Consider the following 16,405-nt stretch of genomic DNA (forward strand, 5'->3'; position numbering starts at 1 on the left):
GCCGGCGGGCAGCGGGTCCACCTCCGGCAGACGGACGTCCGGCCGGTGGGCGTCCGGCAGGTCAGCGGATGGCGGTGGTGACGTCCGGCGGGTGGCCGTTCCAGGCGACGAACACCGAGTTGGCCTGGTCGCCCTTGGTGAAGTCGATCCGCATCCACTGGTCGCCCTTCCACGTCTCCATCTTCCAGCCCGGATCGGGCGTCGCGGAGACCAGCGAGGCGTTGTCCGGCCGGATGTCCAGCGCCACCTTGCCGCCCGGCACCAGATAGCTGCGGATCGAGGAGGTGGTGGTGGCGGTGGCCGGGACGGGTTTGCGCGTGGACGGCTGGGCGGCGGGCGGGGACGGGGTGCGCTGGCCGCCGGGCGCGGCCGAGGAGGGCGGCGCGGCGGCCGGTCCCGACGGGGGCGCGGCCTGCGCCTGGGCCGACGGCGCCGCCGGGGCCGGGGTGGTGGAGGCCGGCGGCGAGGGGCGCGTCCCGGTGGAGGCCGGGGACGGCAGCGGCAGCGCCGAGGGCTGCTCGAACGCGGCGCCGGTCAGCACCGTGTGCACGCCGAGCCAGGACAGCGCCACCGCTGCCCCGGTGGCCGCCGCCCAGGCGCCGAGCTGTACCAGTCCGTTCCGCATCGTGCGCACATCCTGCCGTACTCCGGGGTTCCGCAGGTGGGCACCCCCGGTATTGAGCAGGGAAGTTGCACAAATCCCCCGGGGCGGAGCGAGCCGGCCGCACCCCGCCCGGTGCTCCGTCCGCGACCCGGTCCGGGACCCACCCCGAGGTACAGACCACTCGGGCCCGATGGCGTACCGTGCAGCCCCATGGCAACAGTGCTCGTGGTCGAGGACGACCCCTTCGTACGATCCGCCCTCATCCGGCACCTGGCCGACACCGGTCACGCGGTCCGCAGTGTGGGCACGGCACTTGAGGCACTGCGCGAGGTCGCCCAGGTCGGCTGCGACCTGGTGATCCTCGACCTGGGCCTGCCCGACCTGGACGGCAGCGAGGCGCTCAAGATGATTCGCGGCCTGACCAATGTGCCGGTGATCATCTCCACCGCCCGCGACGACGAGGCCGAGATCGTCCGCTTGCTCAACGACGGCGCCGACGACTACCTGGTGAAACCTTTCTCCGGGGAACACCTCAGCGCCCGGATGGCCGCCGTGCTGCGCCGCCTCGGCGGCGGGGCGGCCCCGGTCGCCCAGGTGCTCAGAGTCGGCGGCCTGGCCATCGACCTCCAGCGCCGGGAGGCGGCCCTGGACGGACGACAGCTCGACCTCACCCGCCGCGAGTTCGACCTGCTGGCCTTCCTCGCCGCGCGCCCCGGCGTCGTGGTGCCGCGCAAGGAGATCCTGGCCGAGGTCTGGCGCCAGACCTACGGCGGCGACCAGACCATCGACGTCCACCTCTCCTGGCTGCGCCGCAAGCTCGGCGAGACCGCCTCCAACCCGCGCTACCTGCACACCGTGCGCGGTGTCGGGGTCCGGCTGGAGGCCCCCGGCCGCCCCGACGGGCCCGGACCGGCTCCCGCGGAGCACCGGACATGAGGAGGTTCGGACGCTCGCTGCGCTGGGCCCTGATCAAGGCCGCCGCGGCCGGTACCACCATGGTCGCGCTGGCCTTCCTCATCCCGCTCGGCCTGATGGTCCAGCAGACCGCCCGCGACCGCGCGTTCACGGCGGCGGAGCGGCAGGCCGCCGCGCTCGGCCCGGCGCTCGCCATCACCACCGAGCAGGACGCCATCGCCCGCGCGGTGGCCAGCACGGACGCGGGCGCGCAGGGCCGGATGGCCGTCCACCTGCCGACGCCGGCGCCGGACACCGGATCCGCCACCGGGGCGCCCGCCGCCACGGCCGCGCCCCCGACGGCCGCCGCGCCCGCCGCCCCTGCCGTGCCGGGCGGCGGGGTGACCATCGGCGACGCCCGGGCGCTCGGCGCCGACGTGGCCAGCGCGGGCGGCCAGGGCCGCTCCTTCACCGTCGAGGTGCCCGGCGGCTTCGCCCTGCTCCAGCCGGTCGCCGTCGACACCGGCCGGACGGCCGTGGTCGAGGTGTTCGTGGCCGACGAGGACCTCACCCGCGGCGTCTCCACCGCCTGGCTGGTGCTGTCCGCCGTGGCGCTCGCGCTGGTCGCCATCTCGGTGCTGGTCGCCGACCGGATGGGTGCCCGGATCGTCGCCTCCGCCCGGCGGCTGGCCGCCGCCGCCCGGTCCCTCGGCGCCGGCAACCTCGCCGTCCGGGTACCCGTCGAGGGCAAGCAGACCGTCGGCAGCCCCGAGGAACTGCGCGAGGCCGGCCACGCCTTCAACGCGATGGCCGACCGGGTCGTCCAACTGCTCGCCGCCGAACGGGAGCTGGCCGCCGACCTCTCGCACCGGCTGCGCACCCCGCTCACCGTGCTGCGGCTCAACGCCGCCTCGCTCGGCGAGGGCGACGCCGCCGACGCCACCCGGCACGCGGTGTCCCAACTGGAGCGCGAGGTCGACCAGATCATCCGCTCGGCCCGCCGCGCGCCCGAGGACGCGCCCGTCGTCACCGTCGGCTGCGACGCCGCCGAGGTGATCCGCGAGCGGGCCGGCTTCTGGTCCGCGCTCGCCGAGGACGAGGGCCGCCGCTGGCAGCTGGCCGGCGCCGACCGGACCACCCCGGTGCCCGTCCAGCGCGGCGACCTCGCCGCCGCCGTGGACGCCCTGCTGGGCAACGTGTTCCGGCACACCGCCGTCGGCACCGCCTTCTCGGTGGACGTGCTCGCGACCGAGAGCTCGGTCATCGTCCTGGTCGGCGACGCCGGACCGGGGTTCACCGACCCGGAGGCCGCCCTGAAGCGCGGTCAGGGGCACGGCGGCGACGGCTCCACCGGCCTCGGACTGGACATCGCCCGCAAGCTGGCCGAGGCCACCGGCGGGGACCTCGCGCTCGGCCGCTCGGCCGGGCTCGGCGGCGCCGAGATCCGGCTGCGGCTGCAGACCCGCACCGACGGCGCCCCGGCGCGGGCGAGCCGCCGGCGCAGCCGCACCTCGCTGTTCCAGAAGTGACCCACGGTCCGGAAGCGCCCTCCGGACGGGAAGTGACCCGGCACCAGGTGTGGCAGCAGGTGCGACGGCAGGCGTGACGGGCCCGTGCGGCGGTGTCCACGGCGGCGGGTGTGAGCCCCGGACGGACGGGCGGCCCGTTACCGGGCGACCTCTTCCTTAACCAGGTCCTAAGGGAGCTGTTCCCCTCGCTCAGCCGGCCGGATCCGGCCTCCGGGCGCCGCTAGCGTCGTGCGCGCCGGTCGCCCGAGCGGCGGCCGACACCCTCGACACCTGCCTCCCCGCCCCTTGGACGGGAGGGGCCCCCAACGGAGGTACGCCCATGACGACCCAGCCCAACCGCCGCTCAGGGCGCCGCCGGCGCAGCCGCAAGGGCGCCGTCATCGGGGCCTCGGCCGTCGCCGCCGCGCTCGTCGCGGGCGGTGTCGTCGTCCTCGCGTCCTCGGCCAGCGCCGCCTCCCTCGGCGCCGTCTACAGCCGCACCAGCAGCTGGGAGGCCGGCTACACCGGCCAGTACCTGGTCACCAACCCGGACGGCAGCGCGATCGAGGACTGGACGCTCTCCTTCGACCTGCCGGCCGGCGCGAAGATCGACTCGCTCTGGAACGCCACCTTCAGTGCCGCGGGCCAGCACGTCACCGTCAAGCCCGAGAGCTGGAACAAGCGGCTGGAGCCCGGCAAGAGCGTGGTGGTCGGCTTCGTCGCCCAGGGCTCCGGCGCCGCCCAGGGCGAGCCCGGCAACTGCCTGATCAACAACGCCTCCTGCAAGGCGGGCGACGGCACCGCGCCGACCCCCTCGGGCCGCCCGACCAGCACACCCACCGCCTCACCCACCGCCTCGCCGACCGCCACCGGCAAGCCCAGCGCCTCGCCGACCGCGACCGCCACGGCGACGGCCACCGCGACCGCCACGGCCACGGCCACGGCGAAGCCCACCACGGCCTCCCCGAGCCCCACCGCGACGGCCACCGCCAAGCCCACCACGCCCGCCCCGACCCCGACCGCCACCGCGACCGGCACCCCCGCCCCGGTCGGCGGCGCGGGCTTCGCCCCGTACGTGGACACCTCGCTCTACCCGCCCTACGACCTGGTCGCCACCGCCAAGGCCACCGGGGTCAGGAACTTCAACCTCGCCTTCGTCGTCTCCGGCGGCGGCTGCACCCCCAAGTGGGGCGGTGTCAGCGACCTGTCCGCCGACGCCGTGGCGGCGCAGATCGGCGCCCTGCGGGCGATCGGCGGCGACGTCCGGGTGTCGTTCGGCGGAGCCAACGGCAGCGAGCTGGCCCTCGCCTGCTCCTCGGCGGCCGAGCTGACCGCCGTCTACCAGCAGACCGTCGACACCTTCGGCCTGACCAAGGTCGACTTCGACGTCGAGGGCGGTGCGATCAGCAACACCGCCGCCAACACCCGCCGCGCCCAGGCCATCGCCCAGCTGCAGAAGAACGCCACCGCCAAGGGCAAGGCCCTGGACGTCTCCTTCACCCTGCCCGCGCTGCCCTCCGGCCTCACCCAGGAGGGCGTCAACCTGGTCGCCGACGCCAGGAACAACGGCGTGGCGATCGGTGCGGTCAACATCATGGCGATGGACTTCGGCGACGGCGTCGCCCCGAACCCGCAGGGCCAGATGGGCAAGTACGCCATCGCCGCCGCCACCGCCACCCAGGCCCAGGTGAAGAGCGTGCTCGGGCTGGACGACGCGGGCGCCTGGCGCAAGGTCGCCGTCACCCCGATGATCGGCGTCAACGACGTGGCCAGCGAGATCTTCACCGTCGCCGACGCCAAGCAGCTCGCCGACTTCGCCGCGACCAAGCACCTGGCCTGGCTGGCCATGTGGTCCGGCACCCGCGACAAGGCCTGCGAGGGCGGCGCCAAGGCCTACGCCGACGCCAGCTGCAGCAGCATCGTCCAGCAGCCGCTGGACTTCACCCGGACCCTGGGCGCCTACACCGGCTGACCCCTTCGAGCCCTCCCCGGGACCCCGGCCGTCCGTGCTCCGCCCGCAACGGAGTACGGCCGGCCGGGGTGTTCTCCGTCCACCTGATCACTCTCGGTGACCAACTCTGCCCAGGCCGGTGCAGCGGGCATCCGGTATCGTCGCAGTTTGGTCGAGCGGTGGACGGAGCGAACAGTGACAGCGGTGCACGACGAGCGCAGCGAGGTGCGAACAGCACCGGACAAGGCGCCCGCCCCCCTGTCGGACCGCCTGAAGGACGCCCTCGGCGCGCCCGTCCGGGCCCTGCGCGAGGCGCCGCGCGGCCCGCTGCTGGCCGTTTCCGCCGTGGCACTGCTGTCCCTGGTCGTGTACGCGGTCGTCCGGCACTTCGTCAACACCTCGATGGTCGACATGATCGTCTACCGGGCCGAGGGCGGCGCCGTCGCCGACGGCACCGACCTCTACGGGCTGCGGGTCACCGAGTGGAACCTGCCCGCCACCTACCCGCCCTTCGCGGCGATGCTGTTCGTGCCGACCACCTGGTTCCCGATCCCGTTCCTCCGGGTGGCGATCACGCTCGGCAACCTCGGGCTGCTCGCACTGCTGGCCCACCTGTCGTTCAAACTCGTCGGGTGGCCGCGCCGTGAACTGCGCCCGCTCGGCGTGATCCTGGTCACCGGCTGCGGGGTCTGGCTCGAACCCGTCTTCACCACGCTGCGCTACGGCCAGATCAACCTCGCGCTGGCCTGCCTGATCCTCTGGGACCTCACCCGCCCGGACGGCCGCCGCAGCAAGGGCCTGGCGATCGGCATCGCGGCCGGCATCAAGCTCACCCCCGGCCTGTTCGCCGTCTACCTGCTGATCACCGGCCGGATCCGGGCCGCCTTCGTGGCCGGCTTCACCTTCCTCGGTACCTTCCTGATCGGCGCGCTCGTCCTGCCGGACGCCACCTGGGGCTTCTGGACCAAGTACCTCTACGACTCCTCGCGGGTCGGCAAGACCGAGATCGTCGACAACCAGTCGGTGCGCGGCGCCTTCGCGCGGCTGCTGCACACCGCCGATCCCGGCACGCTCGCCACCCTCGGCTCGGCGACCGTCGCGGTGGCCGGCCTCGCCATCGCGGTCTGGGCCTCGGCCAGTGCCCGCTGGCTGCCCCGCGCGGAGGCGTGGGGGGTCTGCTGCGCGGCCGTCACCGCCGTGCTGATCTCGCCGATCAGCTGGACCCACCACTGGGTCTGGTGCGTCCCCGTGCTCACCCTGCTCGCCTGCGAGGCCGCGGTCGAGCAGGGCCGCCCGCAGGCCGTGCGCCGGGTGCGCTGGCGGGCCGCCTTCGGCGCCACCCTGGTCGGCTTCCTCTCCTTCGGGATGTGGGTCGTGCCGCACCACGGCGACCTCGACCTGCACCTCCCGGCGGTCAGCCAGGTCCCGGCCTCGGTGTACCCGCTGGTCGGGGTCTGCTTCCTGCTGGCCGCAGCGCTACGCATAAGGGCCAGGCGGCGGGCCGCCGGCGCCCCGCTCGTCCGGCTGCCCGGCCAGCGTGCCGGCGGACGCCCGGGCCCCGCGCACGACCGTCAGCAGGCCCCCGCGGCCCGCTGATCCGGTCGTCGGCCGGCCGGCCTGCGGGCCGCCCGGGACGGTGCGGTGCGGGCGGCCGGAGCTGGGACGTTCGGTGCTGGGACGTCCGGTGCGCGGGCGGTCGCGGCCCGGACCCGTCACGCCAGCAGCTCGGCGAGCGAGCCGTCCAGGTCCAGGGCGGCCAGCTCGCTGCCCGGCGGCACCAGCCGGTGCGCCCGCTCCAGCCACGCGGCCACGGCCGGCAGCGGCGCCTCCAGCAGCGCGTCCCCGGCCGGTGAGCTCAGCGCCATGCAGAGCACGCTGCGCCGGCCCGAGCGGGTCGGCCAGATCCGCACGTCGCCCTGCCCGCACGGCCGGAAGGTGCCCTCCACCAGCAGCTCGCGGGCGAACACCCAGGTGACCGGCGAGCCGGTGTCCAGGTGGAAGGTGATGTGCACGGCGAACGGGTCGTGGCTGCCGTACGACAGCCGGGCCGGGACGGGGACGCTGTGCTCGGGGGAGAGCACCAGGTTGAGCTCCAACTCGTGCTCGACCACGCTCGTCGGGCGCTCCATGATCGGCTTCCTCTCTGCCTTGGGTTCGTGCCCGGTTTCGGGCCCGGTGCCCTGTGAGAGCGCGGTGCGGGCGCGCCCTTACACACGTTTCCGAGATTTCTTCGCCGGGTTCCGCCGCCCCCGCCGGAGGAGTGCCGGACGCGGGGCCGCCGGCGTGCCCCCACCTCCGCGCCCCCACCCGCCGCACGCCGGGGGCGGGGACGAGCCGGGGAGCCGCTTCCTACCCCGGTTGGGCCCGCACTGTCCGGTGAATAGCCAACTTCCCGTTTTCGGGGCGCCGAGGTACTACCCTTTGTGACTGCCTGGCGACTGTCCGCCCATCGGCGGCGCCCCGCGCCCGCGCGCCATCGGCGAACCGGACGCACTGGGCTCACTGGGCTAGCCGCATCGGCCTGCCAGGAAAGAAGACCCCCATGACGGACCGGCCCTTCGCCGGCGGCGCGGACACGGCTGTCGGCCCCACACCGGGCTACTACCCCGACCCCTCGATCCCCGGCTTCGTCCGCTACTGGGGCGGCACCGCCTGGGTGCCCGGTACCAGCCGGCCCGCTCCGGCGGAGGGCGAGGTGCTGGAGCCGCCCCGGTTCGTGGCGCGCCGGGCGGCGGCGGGCGCCGGTCCGGGCCAGGGGGCGGGTGCGCGGTACGTGCCGCCGCCGGTGGTCGTGGAGGCCGCGCCCGAGGCGTCCGGCGAGACCGGGCCGGTGTACCTGGACCAGACGGCGGGCGGGGCCTCGTTCAGCCTGGCGCCGCAGGTCGGACTGGAACTGCGCGGACACGGCCGGGGTGAGCCGCTGCCTGCGGGCGGCCCGGTCTTCCGCGGCCCGGGGGGCGCCGGGGGTCCGGTGGCGTCGGAGTCCGGGACGGGGGCGGAGTCCGGGCCCGGGCCGGAGGCGGGCCGCGGCGGGGCGGAGCAGGCCGCCTGGCAGGTCGACCCGAAGGCGCAGCGCGGTCTGCTGGACACGGGCGATGCGCCGCGCTGGGTCTCCTGGGGCATGCTGCCCGGACAGTCCCCGGTCGGCGGATCTCCGTCCGGCGGCTCCCTGGCCGACGGTTCTCCGGCCGGCGGCTCCCCGGCCGGGGCGACCTCCTTCGGGGAGGCGCCGTCGGAGGGCGTTGCCGAGGTGCGGGTCGACGGGAGCGTCGAGGCGCATGTCGACAGGCGGGCCGAGGGCGGGCGGGCCGAGGCCGAGGCCGAGCCCGCCGGGCCGGTGCCGGCTGCGCCGGTCGCCGTGGTCGCGGCCGCTCCGGTGCCGGTCGTCGTTCCCGGTCCTGCTGTCGCTGCTGCCGCTGCCGCTGCTTCTGCTTCCGCTGCCGTTCCCGCTGCCGCCCGGCCCGTCGTCCCCGGACCGGCCAAGGCGCCCGCCCAGCGGCGCCCGTCCGCCCGGCGCCGCCCGGCCCCGCGCCCGCCCGCCGGACTCGGGCGCCGACTGGTCGCCCGGCTGGTGGACACCGCCGTCCTGGCCGTGGTCGCCACCGCGGCCGGCATCCCGCTCGGCAACTCGGTGGCGGCCCACCTCCAGCAGAAGCTCGACCAGGCCCGGATGGCCAGCGCCCTCACCCGGCGCCAGGTGCAGGTCTGGATGCTCGACGGCGTGGTGGTCGGCAAGCTCGCCGTCCTGCTCGGCATCCTGGCCTTCGTCGGCCTGCTCTACGAGGTGCTGCCGACCGCCCGCACCGGGCAGACCTTCGGCAAGCGCCTGGCCCGGATCCGGGTGGTGGACGCGTCCCCGACCGCCGCCCGGGGCCGACTCTCCCTCGGGCGTTCGCTGCGCCGATGGCTCGTCAGGCAGCTCTCGGCCGTGCTGCTGATCGGCCTGATCTGGCCGGTGCTCGACCGCCCCGCCCGGCGCGGCTGGCAGGACCGGGCGGCCCGCACCCGGGTCGTCCGGGACTGAGCCGTCGCACTCCGGCCGCCCGAGCCGGAGCAACCGGGGCAAAACAGACGGAATATCCCGAATTCATAGAATGTGTGATGTTCTACTCGGGGCATGAGTACCTACGACCCCTCAGGCCCCGAGCCGGAGGGGGGCGGCAAGCCCCCCTTCGACAAGCAGCCCCCGCAGTCGGGTGGCGGCGTGCCGGAAGGTACGCCGTCGGACCCGTACGGAAAGCCGCCGCCCGCGGGCGGTCCCCAGGACAGCCCCGGCGCGTACGGCGGCACCTACGGAGGAGCCCCCGGCGGCTCCCCGTACGGCGGGTCGCCGTACGACCAGCCGCCGCCCGGGTACGGCCCCACCGGGCACGGCACGCCCGGAGCCGGCCCCGTTCCCGGGATGCCGCCCATCGGCAGCTGGCCGAACCGGATCCTCGCCCGGCTGATCGACTACCTGCTGGTGCAGGTCGTGGCGATCCTCCTGATCCTGCCGTTCGCCAGCCTCAGCGACCGGGCCGGCTCGGCCGGCTCGTTCTGGCTCGCCTGCGCCCTGTACCTGGTCTACGACGCCCTGATGCTGAGCCACGACGGCCAGACCCTCGGCAAGAAGGCCATGAAGGTCCGGGTCGCCATGCTGATCGACGGCAACAAGCCGACGCAGTCCGCCGCCTGGACCAGGGCCGCCGTCTTCGTCGTCCCCGCGGTGCTCTGCTGCGCCGCCCTGTGGTGGCTGATCGACGGGATGTTCGGCGTCTTCGACAAGCCGTACCGCCAGTGCATCCACGACAAGGCCGCGAAGACCGTGGTGGTCACCACGGCCTGAGCGGTCCTCCCCGGCCGGTACCGCCCGGTGGCGCTTCAGCGCTGCCGGGCGTACTCGTGCCCGGCGGGTGCGGGTGCGGGTGCGGGTGCCGGTGTGGGCGCGGGCGTCCGGGTGGGCTCGGGGGTGGCGGCGGGGCGCCGGAGCTCGGCGGTGGAGATCGACAGCAGCGTCACCAGTGTGCCGAGCGCGAGCGCGAAGCCCACCAGCACGGCGACCTCCCGGACGCCGGTGGCGCCCGAGACGGCCAGCAGCGCCACGGTGGCGGCGACGACGGTGAAGGTGCCGAGGAGGGTCTGGGCGGGGGTCGGGCGCGGCATGGCGGGTCCTTCGCACGTCGGGGGGAACGGGCGGGGTTGGTGCCGGTGCTGGTCGGCACGGCCTCGGGCAGCGTGCTGCCGGTCGGCCCTGCCCGGTGCTACGAGTCCTACCCGGTACGGGAGTTCGGTAAGTACAGCCTAACCCTGCCACTCCGGGGCACGGGGGGCGCACGGGCTCACCCCGGGGTCGTCCGACCCGCTCGGTACGGTGATCACGACCGGACCGCCGACACCCACTGGGGGACCCCCGTGCCCATCCCCGCCGACTGGCCCGCCACCGAGGCCGAGGCGCTCGCCGAACAGGAACGGCTGCGTCCGCTCGTCCAGCCCCACGGCGACGCCCCCGACGACGGCCTGATCGCCGGCGTCGACGTCGCGTACGACGACGAAAGGGACCTGGTGGTGGCCGCCGCCGTCCTGCTGGACGGCGCCACCCTCGACGTCGTCGAGGAGGCCACGGCCGTCGGCCGGATCGCCTTCCCCTACGTCCCCGGTCTGCTCGCCTTCCGTGAACTCCCCGCCGTGCTGGACGCCCTGGCCGCGCTCGACCGGACCCCCGCCGCCGTGGTCTGCGACGGCTACGGCCTCGCCCACCCGCGCCGCCTCGGCCTGGCCAGCCACCTCGGCGTCCTCACCGGTCTGCGCACGCTCGGAGTCGCCAAGACCCCGTTCACCTTCGACCACAGCGAACCGGGCACCACCCGCGGCTCCTGGACCCCGCTGACCGACCCCGCCACCGGCGAGGAGGTCGGCCGCGCCGTCCGCACCAGTCCGGGCGTCAAGCCCGTCTTCGTCTCGGTCGGCCACCGCATCGGCCTGGCCGAGGCCGTGGACACCACCCTCGCCCTCGCCCGCCGGTACCGCCTGCCCGAGACCACCCGCCGCGCCGACTCGCTCTGCCGCCGCACCCTCGCCGCCCTGCAGGCGCAGACGTCCGCGAACTGACTGTGCGGCGGTTCGGTTGTGATGCCATCCTGGTTGCCGGGGCCATGTGTTAGACATGTCCCTCGGGGAGCGGACAGGACGTACGGGGGAGGCGCCGGCAGTGGGTACGGGGACTGGTTCGAGCGGTGGGGCCGGCAGCGGCTACCGCGTGGAGGTCGAACAGCTGAGGGCTTTCGCGGCCCAGGTGCGGGTCCTGCTGGCGGAGTTCCAGCAGCACGCGGACGGCACCAGGACGCATGGCCAGAGCGGCATCGGCAAGAGCGCCTTCGGCACCTTCGCCGAGGCGGCCGACCTGCACAGCCGGTACGGCGCCATGCGGGACGGCCTGCGGGACGTCCTCAACCTGCTCCAGGAAGCCGTGGACGACGCCCAGAAGAAGGCCGAACTCACCGCCACCAACTACGAGGAGCAGGAACAGCACACGGCGAAGAAGCTGAAGCTCGGCGACGACGGCTGGTCCGTGGCGGCCCCGTCCGCCACCAGCACCGCCGCGTACACGCACACGGTGGCCCCGCCCCGGAACCACGGCGGGAAGTCCGAGCAGTGAGCGGGCGGCCGACGACGAACACCACGCACGGGGGCGACCGCGGATGAGCTACACCGACTTCACCAAGTTCAGCCACGGCGAACTCCGGAGGATGGCCCAGGCCTTGAACTCCGGTGAGGTGATGGCCGCCAGCGACCCCTGGCGCCGCGCCGCAGACACCCTCAAGGCCATCCGGGCCACCCTCACCACGGCCAGCACCGAGGCGGCCGTCACCTGGGAGGGCACCACCAGCGACGCGTTCCACACCCGGATGCTCCACCTCGCCACCACCATCAACAACGCCGCCTCCTACGCCAACGACGCCGCCATCACGCTCAAGGCGATGTCCGAGGCCATCGACCAGGCGAAGCGCAACATGCCGGAGGAGCCGAGCAACTGGGAGCAGGTCAAGGACGGCGTCGGCGACACCGTCTCCTCCATCTTCGGCGGGGACGACGAGGACACCAAGACCCCGGTCGCGGACCAGAAGAAGGCCGAGGCCGCGGCGGTCATGCAGACCCTCGCGATGCGGTACCGCGTTGCGGCGCCGATGCTGAAGCCGCCGCTTCCGCCTGGTCCGCCGCCGCCGGTTCGCCGTGACAACACCACCGAGGTGACGTCGCCTGACGACCCATCGGGTTCGGCGGCGCTCAGCGCCGTGATGTCCAGTGCCGGCTACACCGGTACCCGATCGGCTCCGGTGTCCACCACCGGCCCGGCGCCGCGGTCACCGAAGACTGTCGACCAGCCTGCGTCGAAGCATTCGACGACGTCGACACCGACCGACCCCGGCACCAAGGGCGGTACCCCGCCGGCTGACTCGGGCATCAAGGGCGGTACCGCACAGGCGGCGCCGAAGCCGCCGTCCGCCACCCACTACGGTCCCGGCACCGGGATCGACGGCACGACGATCACTACTCCCACCACGCCCGTGACCAGCACACCGTCCGCCAACTCGGGGACCTCCGGTACCAACTTCGGGACGCCGGGCGGTCAACCAGGCGGCCAGCCGGGGGGTCTCCCGGCCACCTTGAAGAGTGGTGGACCCGGGAGCGGGCCCCGTGCCAACGGCGGCGGGCCGGTAGTGGGGCGGTCCGAGGGGCCGACCGCAGGCCAGGGCAAGTCCGGTGTGCAGGGCAAGGACGGGTCGAACCGCGCGGGCACTCCCGGCCAGGCCGCGGCCCGCGGCGGCAAGACGTTCGGTACGGGCGAGGCACACATGGGCGGCTTCGGCTCCGGCGGCCGGTCTGCTGCAGGAGCCCGCCCCGGAGGCGGTCTGCCCGGGCGGACCGGAGGCGTTGTCGGTGAGGGTGGACGAACGGGTGCCGGCGCCGGTGCCAAGCAGGCGTTCACCGAGGGCGGCTCCGGGCTCGGAGTCCGAGGCCGGGGCAAGGGAGAGCTGGGCACGAACGGCCCGAGCGGTACCGGGCCGGGTGTGCCGCTGGCGGACGGCCAGCGACGCAAGAAGGACAAGGAGAAGGACGGTAGGCGTCCTGACTACCTGGTCGAGGACGAGGAGACCTGGGCGTCGGACCAGCCGGTGAATCCGAACGTGGTGGAATGAGTCCTGCCCTCAGGAAGACGGGCCGATGACCAGTCGTCCCGCAGGTCGGTGATCTGCGGGACGCTTCGCTGAGTGGGGTGACCGGGCTTGACGAGCAGCAGACTGACGCGAGGCGGAGCCGTGCTGGCCGCCGGATTCGTACTCTGGGTCTCCAGTGCTTCGCCGGCGGTGGCGGACGAGATCCGCGACAAACAATGGCCCTTGAAGACGTACGCGGCTGAGACGAAGATCTGGCCGGTGAGTCAAGGGGAAGGCGTCGTGGTCGCCGTCGTGGACAGCGGCGTCAATCAGGACCACCAGGATCTGACTGGTCAGGTCTTGCCAGGTGCGGACTTCTCCGGGGCGAAGACGGACGGCCGTGTCGACAAGGACGGCCACGGTACCGGAATGGCGAGTCTGATCGCCGGGCACGGACACGGTTCGCAGGCAGGTGTCATGGGGCTGGCGCCGAGAGCGAAGATTCTCCCCGTCAAGATGAGGTCGGGTGGCGAATCACCGGACCTTCAGCAGAACGATCTCGCGCTGGCGATCCGGTACGCGGTGGATCACGGGGCGAAGGTCATCAACATGTCCGTGGGCGGTACCTCGAGACTCGACTCCGAGGTACGTGCCGCGGTCAACTACGCGGTGTCCAAGGATGCCGTGCTCGTCGCTTCCGCCGGGAACAGTGGGGGGCAGTCCGCACCTGTGGACTATCCGGCCGCGTTCCCGGGTGTGGTGGCCGTTGCTGCCATAGACGCTCAGGGGAGTGTGTGGCAGCAGTCGACCCCCGGTCCCGAGACCACGGTCGCCGCCCCGGGCGTAGGGATCTACCGCGCTACCGGCAAGTCGACGTCGGCCTATGGCGTCGGTGACGGCACCTCGGACTCGACGGCCTATGTCTCTGCCATCGCCGCCCTCATCCGCTCGAAGTACCCTGACCTCTCCGCCGGCCAGGTCATCAACCGGATGATCAAGAGCGCCACTGCCCCGTCCGACGGCTCGGCGGTCCCCAACGCCCACTACGGCTACGGGATCGTCTCTCCCGCGAAGGCCCTGGAACCCAACCCCGCGGTCGATGGCGGGCCTCGGGGGAACCCGCTGCTGGGCCGGGCGGAATCGCAGGGAACCCCGGCGGGAGCGACCACGGCGGTGCCGACGGACGACCCCTCGGACGACCCCGTGGCGCCCCCCGTGCCCTCGGCGGCTGCCGGGGGCGGGGGGAACCGGGGGATCACGTACACGCTGATCGGGGCCGGCGCCCTGGTGCTCGTCCTGGTGGGCGGGGTCGGCGGAGGGCTGGCGCTGCGGGCGCGGCGGCGGCGGGCCGCTGCTGCGGCGGCCGCGGCGGTGTACCCGTATCCGCCGGGGTACGGGTACCCGCCGCCGTCGCAGCCTCCGCAGCAGCCGCCGTACCACTGACGGGGTGTGGCCGGCGGCTCAGAGCTTCCGGTACATCACGTGCAGGCCGACGTAGCCCTTGTCGGGGTGGTGGAACGCCTCGGGGACGGTGGTGAGGACCTCGAAGCCGAAGGTCTGCCAGAGCGCCACGGCGCGGTGGTTGGTCTCCACGACGGCGTTGAACTGCATCGCGCGGTAGCCGTCGGCGCGGGCCTGGTCGAGGACGTGTGCGCACAGGGCGCGGGCGACGCCCCGGCCGGAGTGGCGGGGGTCGACCATGAAGCCCGCGTTGGCGACGTGCGAGCCGCCGCCGGACTGGTTGGGGTGGCTCTCGGCGGTGCCCAGGACGGTGCCGTCCGGGTCGACGGCGACGAAGACGCGGCCGGGGGCGGGCTTGAACCAGAGGGCGTGGGCCCGCTCCTCGGTGGTGTCACGGTCCCAGCTGTAGGTCTCGCCGGCGGCGACGATCTCGTGCAGGAAGGGCCAGATGGCGGGCCAGTCGTCGGCGGTGGCTTCGCGAATGAGCATGCGGGCCAGTATCTGCCGGAGTGCCGCGATTCGACCAGCGGTTTCTCTGCGACAGAAGGGACGGAAGGGGCAGGAGGGCGAGAGGGGTGGAAGCGGCAGGTGGGGCAGGGCGGGCCTAGGCGGCGACGGCGATCTGCTCCCGGTGGTGCGCGGGTGCGGTGATCTCGTCGAGGACGGCCACCGCGAGGTCGGCCTGGGCGATCCGCTCGCCGAGTACCTGCGGACCGCCGACCCGGTAGCGGCCGGTGCCGGGGGCGGTGTCGCCCGCCGTCGAGGTGTGACGGTAGACCGGGGGGTGCCGGTAACTTCAACGGTAGTGGACCTGGAAGATCATGCGCTGCCTGGAGGACGGACCGCGCCGCTTCTCCGAGTTGCGGGTGCCGCTGGCCGGCATCACGCCGAAGGTGCTCGCGGAGTCGCTGCGCGCGATGGAGCACGACGGCGCGGTCGTCCGGACCGAGTACGCCGAGAACCCGCCGAGGGTCGAGTACGGGCTGACGCCGATCGGCCGCTCGCTGTTGGGGCCGATGGACGCGGTCTGCGCGTGGAGCCGGGAGAACCTGCGCTCCCTGCTGGAGGCCAGGGAGGCGTACGAGCGGGAGCACTGAGCGTCGGGTACCGGGCACCGGGCACCGGCACCGAGAGCGGGGCGCGGGGCGTCGCAGGCGTCCCGGGGCCGGCCGCGCTGGCAGTATTTCGGCGGGCACTGGCGGTCACGGCGGTGGTGAGGGCGAAGCCCCGGCCGAGATCATGGAGGCATGACCTCACCTCGGAACGCTGCCGTCCCCGCCCCCGCCGAAGCCGTCGCCGCCCCGGACGCCATCGTCCCCGACACCAAGGACTGGACCTGGGTGCTGGAGCGCCCGTGTACGGACTGCGGACTGGACACTCCTGCGGTGGCCCGCGAGGACGTCGCCGGGATGGTCCGGGCGAATGCCGAGGCCTGGCAGGCCGTGCTGGCCGGGGACGAGGAGGGGCTGCGCCACCGCCCCGCCCCGGGGACCTGGTCGGACCTGGAGTACGCCTGCCACGTCCGGGACGTCTTCCGGCTGTTCCACGTCCGGCTGGGCCTGATGCTCGACCAGGAGGGCCCGCTCTTCCCGAACTGGAACCAGGACGCGACGGCCGTCGCCGAGCGCTACCAGGAGCAGCGGCCGAAGGACGTCGCCGTGGACCTGGCCGCCGCCGCGCAGGTCCTCGCGGACGCCTTCGAGCAGGTCGAGGGCGAGCAGTGGCAGCGCACCGGCCGCCGCAGCGACGGCGCGCGCTTCACGGTGGAGTCCTTCGCCCGCTACCTGATCCACGACCCGGTCCACCACCTGTACGACGTGACGGGGGCGGGGGCCTGACCGGCGAACGCGGC

General features: G+C 74.1%; 16 protein-coding genes. 12 read left to right on the forward strand and 4 right to left on the reverse strand.

From position 1 onward, the window contains the following. Positions 1 to 61 precede the first annotated feature (61 nt). Positions 62 to 625 (reverse strand): hypothetical protein, encoded by a 564-nt coding sequence (locus tag ACFVVX_RS17335; protein ID WP_387946278.1) that lies wholly within the window; start codon positions 623 to 625, stop codon positions 62 to 64. Between the two features lie 189 nt (positions 626 to 814). On the opposite strand from ACFVVX_RS17335, the gene ACFVVX_RS17340 reads away from it, so the two are divergent. From ACFVVX_RS17340 to ACFVVX_RS17355, 4 genes are all read left to right on the forward strand, one after another. Continuing rightward, a complete protein-coding gene (locus ACFVVX_RS17340) occupies positions 815 to 1,540 on the forward strand; it encodes a response regulator transcription factor (RefSeq protein ID WP_387946280.1) in 726 nt (241 codons plus the stop codon). Further along, positions 1,537 to 3,027: an ATP-binding protein gene (locus ACFVVX_RS17345; protein WP_387946282.1), complete on the forward strand. Its 1,491-nt coding sequence runs from the start codon at positions 1,537 to 1,539 to the stop codon at positions 3,025 to 3,027. Before ACFVVX_RS17340 ends, ACFVVX_RS17345 begins: the two co-directional genes overlap by 4 nt. 319 nt (positions 3,028 to 3,346) lie before the next feature. Then, on the forward strand, positions 3,347 to 4,978 hold the full coding sequence (locus ACFVVX_RS17350) for a cellulose binding domain-containing protein (RefSeq protein ID WP_387946284.1): 1,632 nt from the start codon (positions 3,347 to 3,349) through the stop codon (positions 4,976 to 4,978). A gap of 174 nt (positions 4,979 to 5,152) precedes the next feature. After that, the gene (locus ACFVVX_RS17355) at positions 5,153 to 6,553 is read left to right on the forward strand and encodes a glycosyltransferase 87 family protein (RefSeq protein WP_387946286.1); all 1,401 of its coding nucleotides are present in this window, start codon (positions 5,153 to 5,155) and stop codon (positions 6,551 to 6,553) included. A 116-nt stretch (positions 6,554 to 6,669) separates the two neighbouring features. Here the strand turns inward: ACFVVX_RS17355 and ACFVVX_RS17360 are convergent, their stop codons facing one another. After that, on the reverse strand, positions 6,670 to 7,086 hold the full coding sequence (locus ACFVVX_RS17360) for an SsgA family sporulation/cell division regulator (protein WP_387946288.1): 417 nt from the start codon (positions 7,084 to 7,086) through the stop codon (positions 6,670 to 6,672). Between the two features lie 413 nt (positions 7,087 to 7,499). Between ACFVVX_RS17360 and ACFVVX_RS17365 the strand changes: the two genes are divergently transcribed. Further along, positions 7,500 to 8,981 carry an RDD family protein gene (locus ACFVVX_RS17365; protein WP_387946290.1) on the forward strand — a complete coding sequence of 494 codons (1,482 nt, stop codon included), beginning with the start codon at positions 7,500 to 7,502 and terminating at the stop codon, positions 8,979 to 8,981. Positions 8,982 to 9,074: 93 nt separating this feature from the next. After that, entirely contained in the window at positions 9,075 to 9,782 is a 708-nt protein-coding gene (locus ACFVVX_RS17370) for an RDD family protein (protein WP_387946292.1), read from the forward strand. 35 nt (positions 9,783 to 9,817) lie between these two features. Here the strand turns inward: ACFVVX_RS17370 and ACFVVX_RS17375 are convergent, their stop codons facing one another. Further along, positions 9,818 to 10,099, reverse strand: coding sequence for a hypothetical protein (locus tag ACFVVX_RS17375; RefSeq protein WP_387946294.1), 282 nt, complete (start codon positions 10,097 to 10,099; stop codon positions 9,818 to 9,820). Positions 10,100 to 10,348: 249 nt separating this feature from the next. On the opposite strand from ACFVVX_RS17375, the gene ACFVVX_RS17380 reads away from it, so the two are divergent. The 4 genes from ACFVVX_RS17380 (at position 10,349) to mycP (ending at position 14,535) form a co-directional block, all read left to right on the forward strand. Further along, positions 10,349 to 11,044, forward strand: coding sequence for an endonuclease V (locus tag ACFVVX_RS17380; protein WP_387946296.1), 696 nt, complete (start codon positions 10,349 to 10,351; stop codon positions 11,042 to 11,044). A 100-nt stretch (positions 11,045 to 11,144) separates the two neighbouring features. Next, positions 11,145 to 11,591 carry a hypothetical protein gene (locus tag ACFVVX_RS17385; protein ID WP_387946298.1) on the forward strand — a complete coding sequence of 149 codons (447 nt, stop codon included), beginning with the start codon at positions 11,145 to 11,147 and terminating at the stop codon, positions 11,589 to 11,591. A 43-nt stretch (positions 11,592 to 11,634) separates the two neighbouring features. Further along, a complete protein-coding gene (locus ACFVVX_RS17390) occupies positions 11,635 to 13,134 on the forward strand; it encodes a WXG100 family type VII secretion target (protein ID WP_387946300.1) in 1,500 nt (499 codons plus the stop codon). Between the two features lie 120 nt (positions 13,135 to 13,254). Beyond that, positions 13,255 to 14,535 carry a type VII secretion-associated serine protease mycosin gene (mycP, locus tag ACFVVX_RS17395; RefSeq protein WP_387946302.1) on the forward strand — a complete coding sequence of 427 codons (1,281 nt, stop codon included), beginning with the start codon at positions 13,255 to 13,257 and terminating at the stop codon, positions 14,533 to 14,535. An 18-nt stretch (positions 14,536 to 14,553) separates the two neighbouring features. Here the strand turns inward: mycP and ACFVVX_RS17400 are convergent, their stop codons facing one another. Continuing rightward, entirely contained in the window at positions 14,554 to 15,042 is a 489-nt protein-coding gene (locus ACFVVX_RS17400; protein ID WP_387946304.1) for a GNAT family N-acetyltransferase, read from the reverse strand. 329 nt (positions 15,043 to 15,371) lie between these two features. On the opposite strand from ACFVVX_RS17400, the gene ACFVVX_RS17405 reads away from it, so the two are divergent. Together ACFVVX_RS17405 and ACFVVX_RS17410 are read left to right on the forward strand one after the other, a co-directional pair. Further along, positions 15,372 to 15,650 (forward strand): winged helix-turn-helix transcriptional regulator, encoded by a 279-nt coding sequence (locus ACFVVX_RS17405; protein WP_387946564.1) that lies wholly within the window; start codon positions 15,372 to 15,374, stop codon positions 15,648 to 15,650. A 150-nt stretch (positions 15,651 to 15,800) separates the two neighbouring features. Continuing rightward, entirely contained in the window at positions 15,801 to 16,391 is a 591-nt protein-coding gene (locus ACFVVX_RS17410; RefSeq protein ID WP_387946306.1) for a DinB family protein, read from the forward strand. Positions 16,392 to 16,405: the final 14 nt, after the last annotated feature.

The organism is Kitasatospora sp. NPDC058170 (assembly GCF_042883905.1).
GTDB lineage: Bacteria > Actinomycetota > Actinomycetes > Streptomycetales > Streptomycetaceae > Kitasatospora.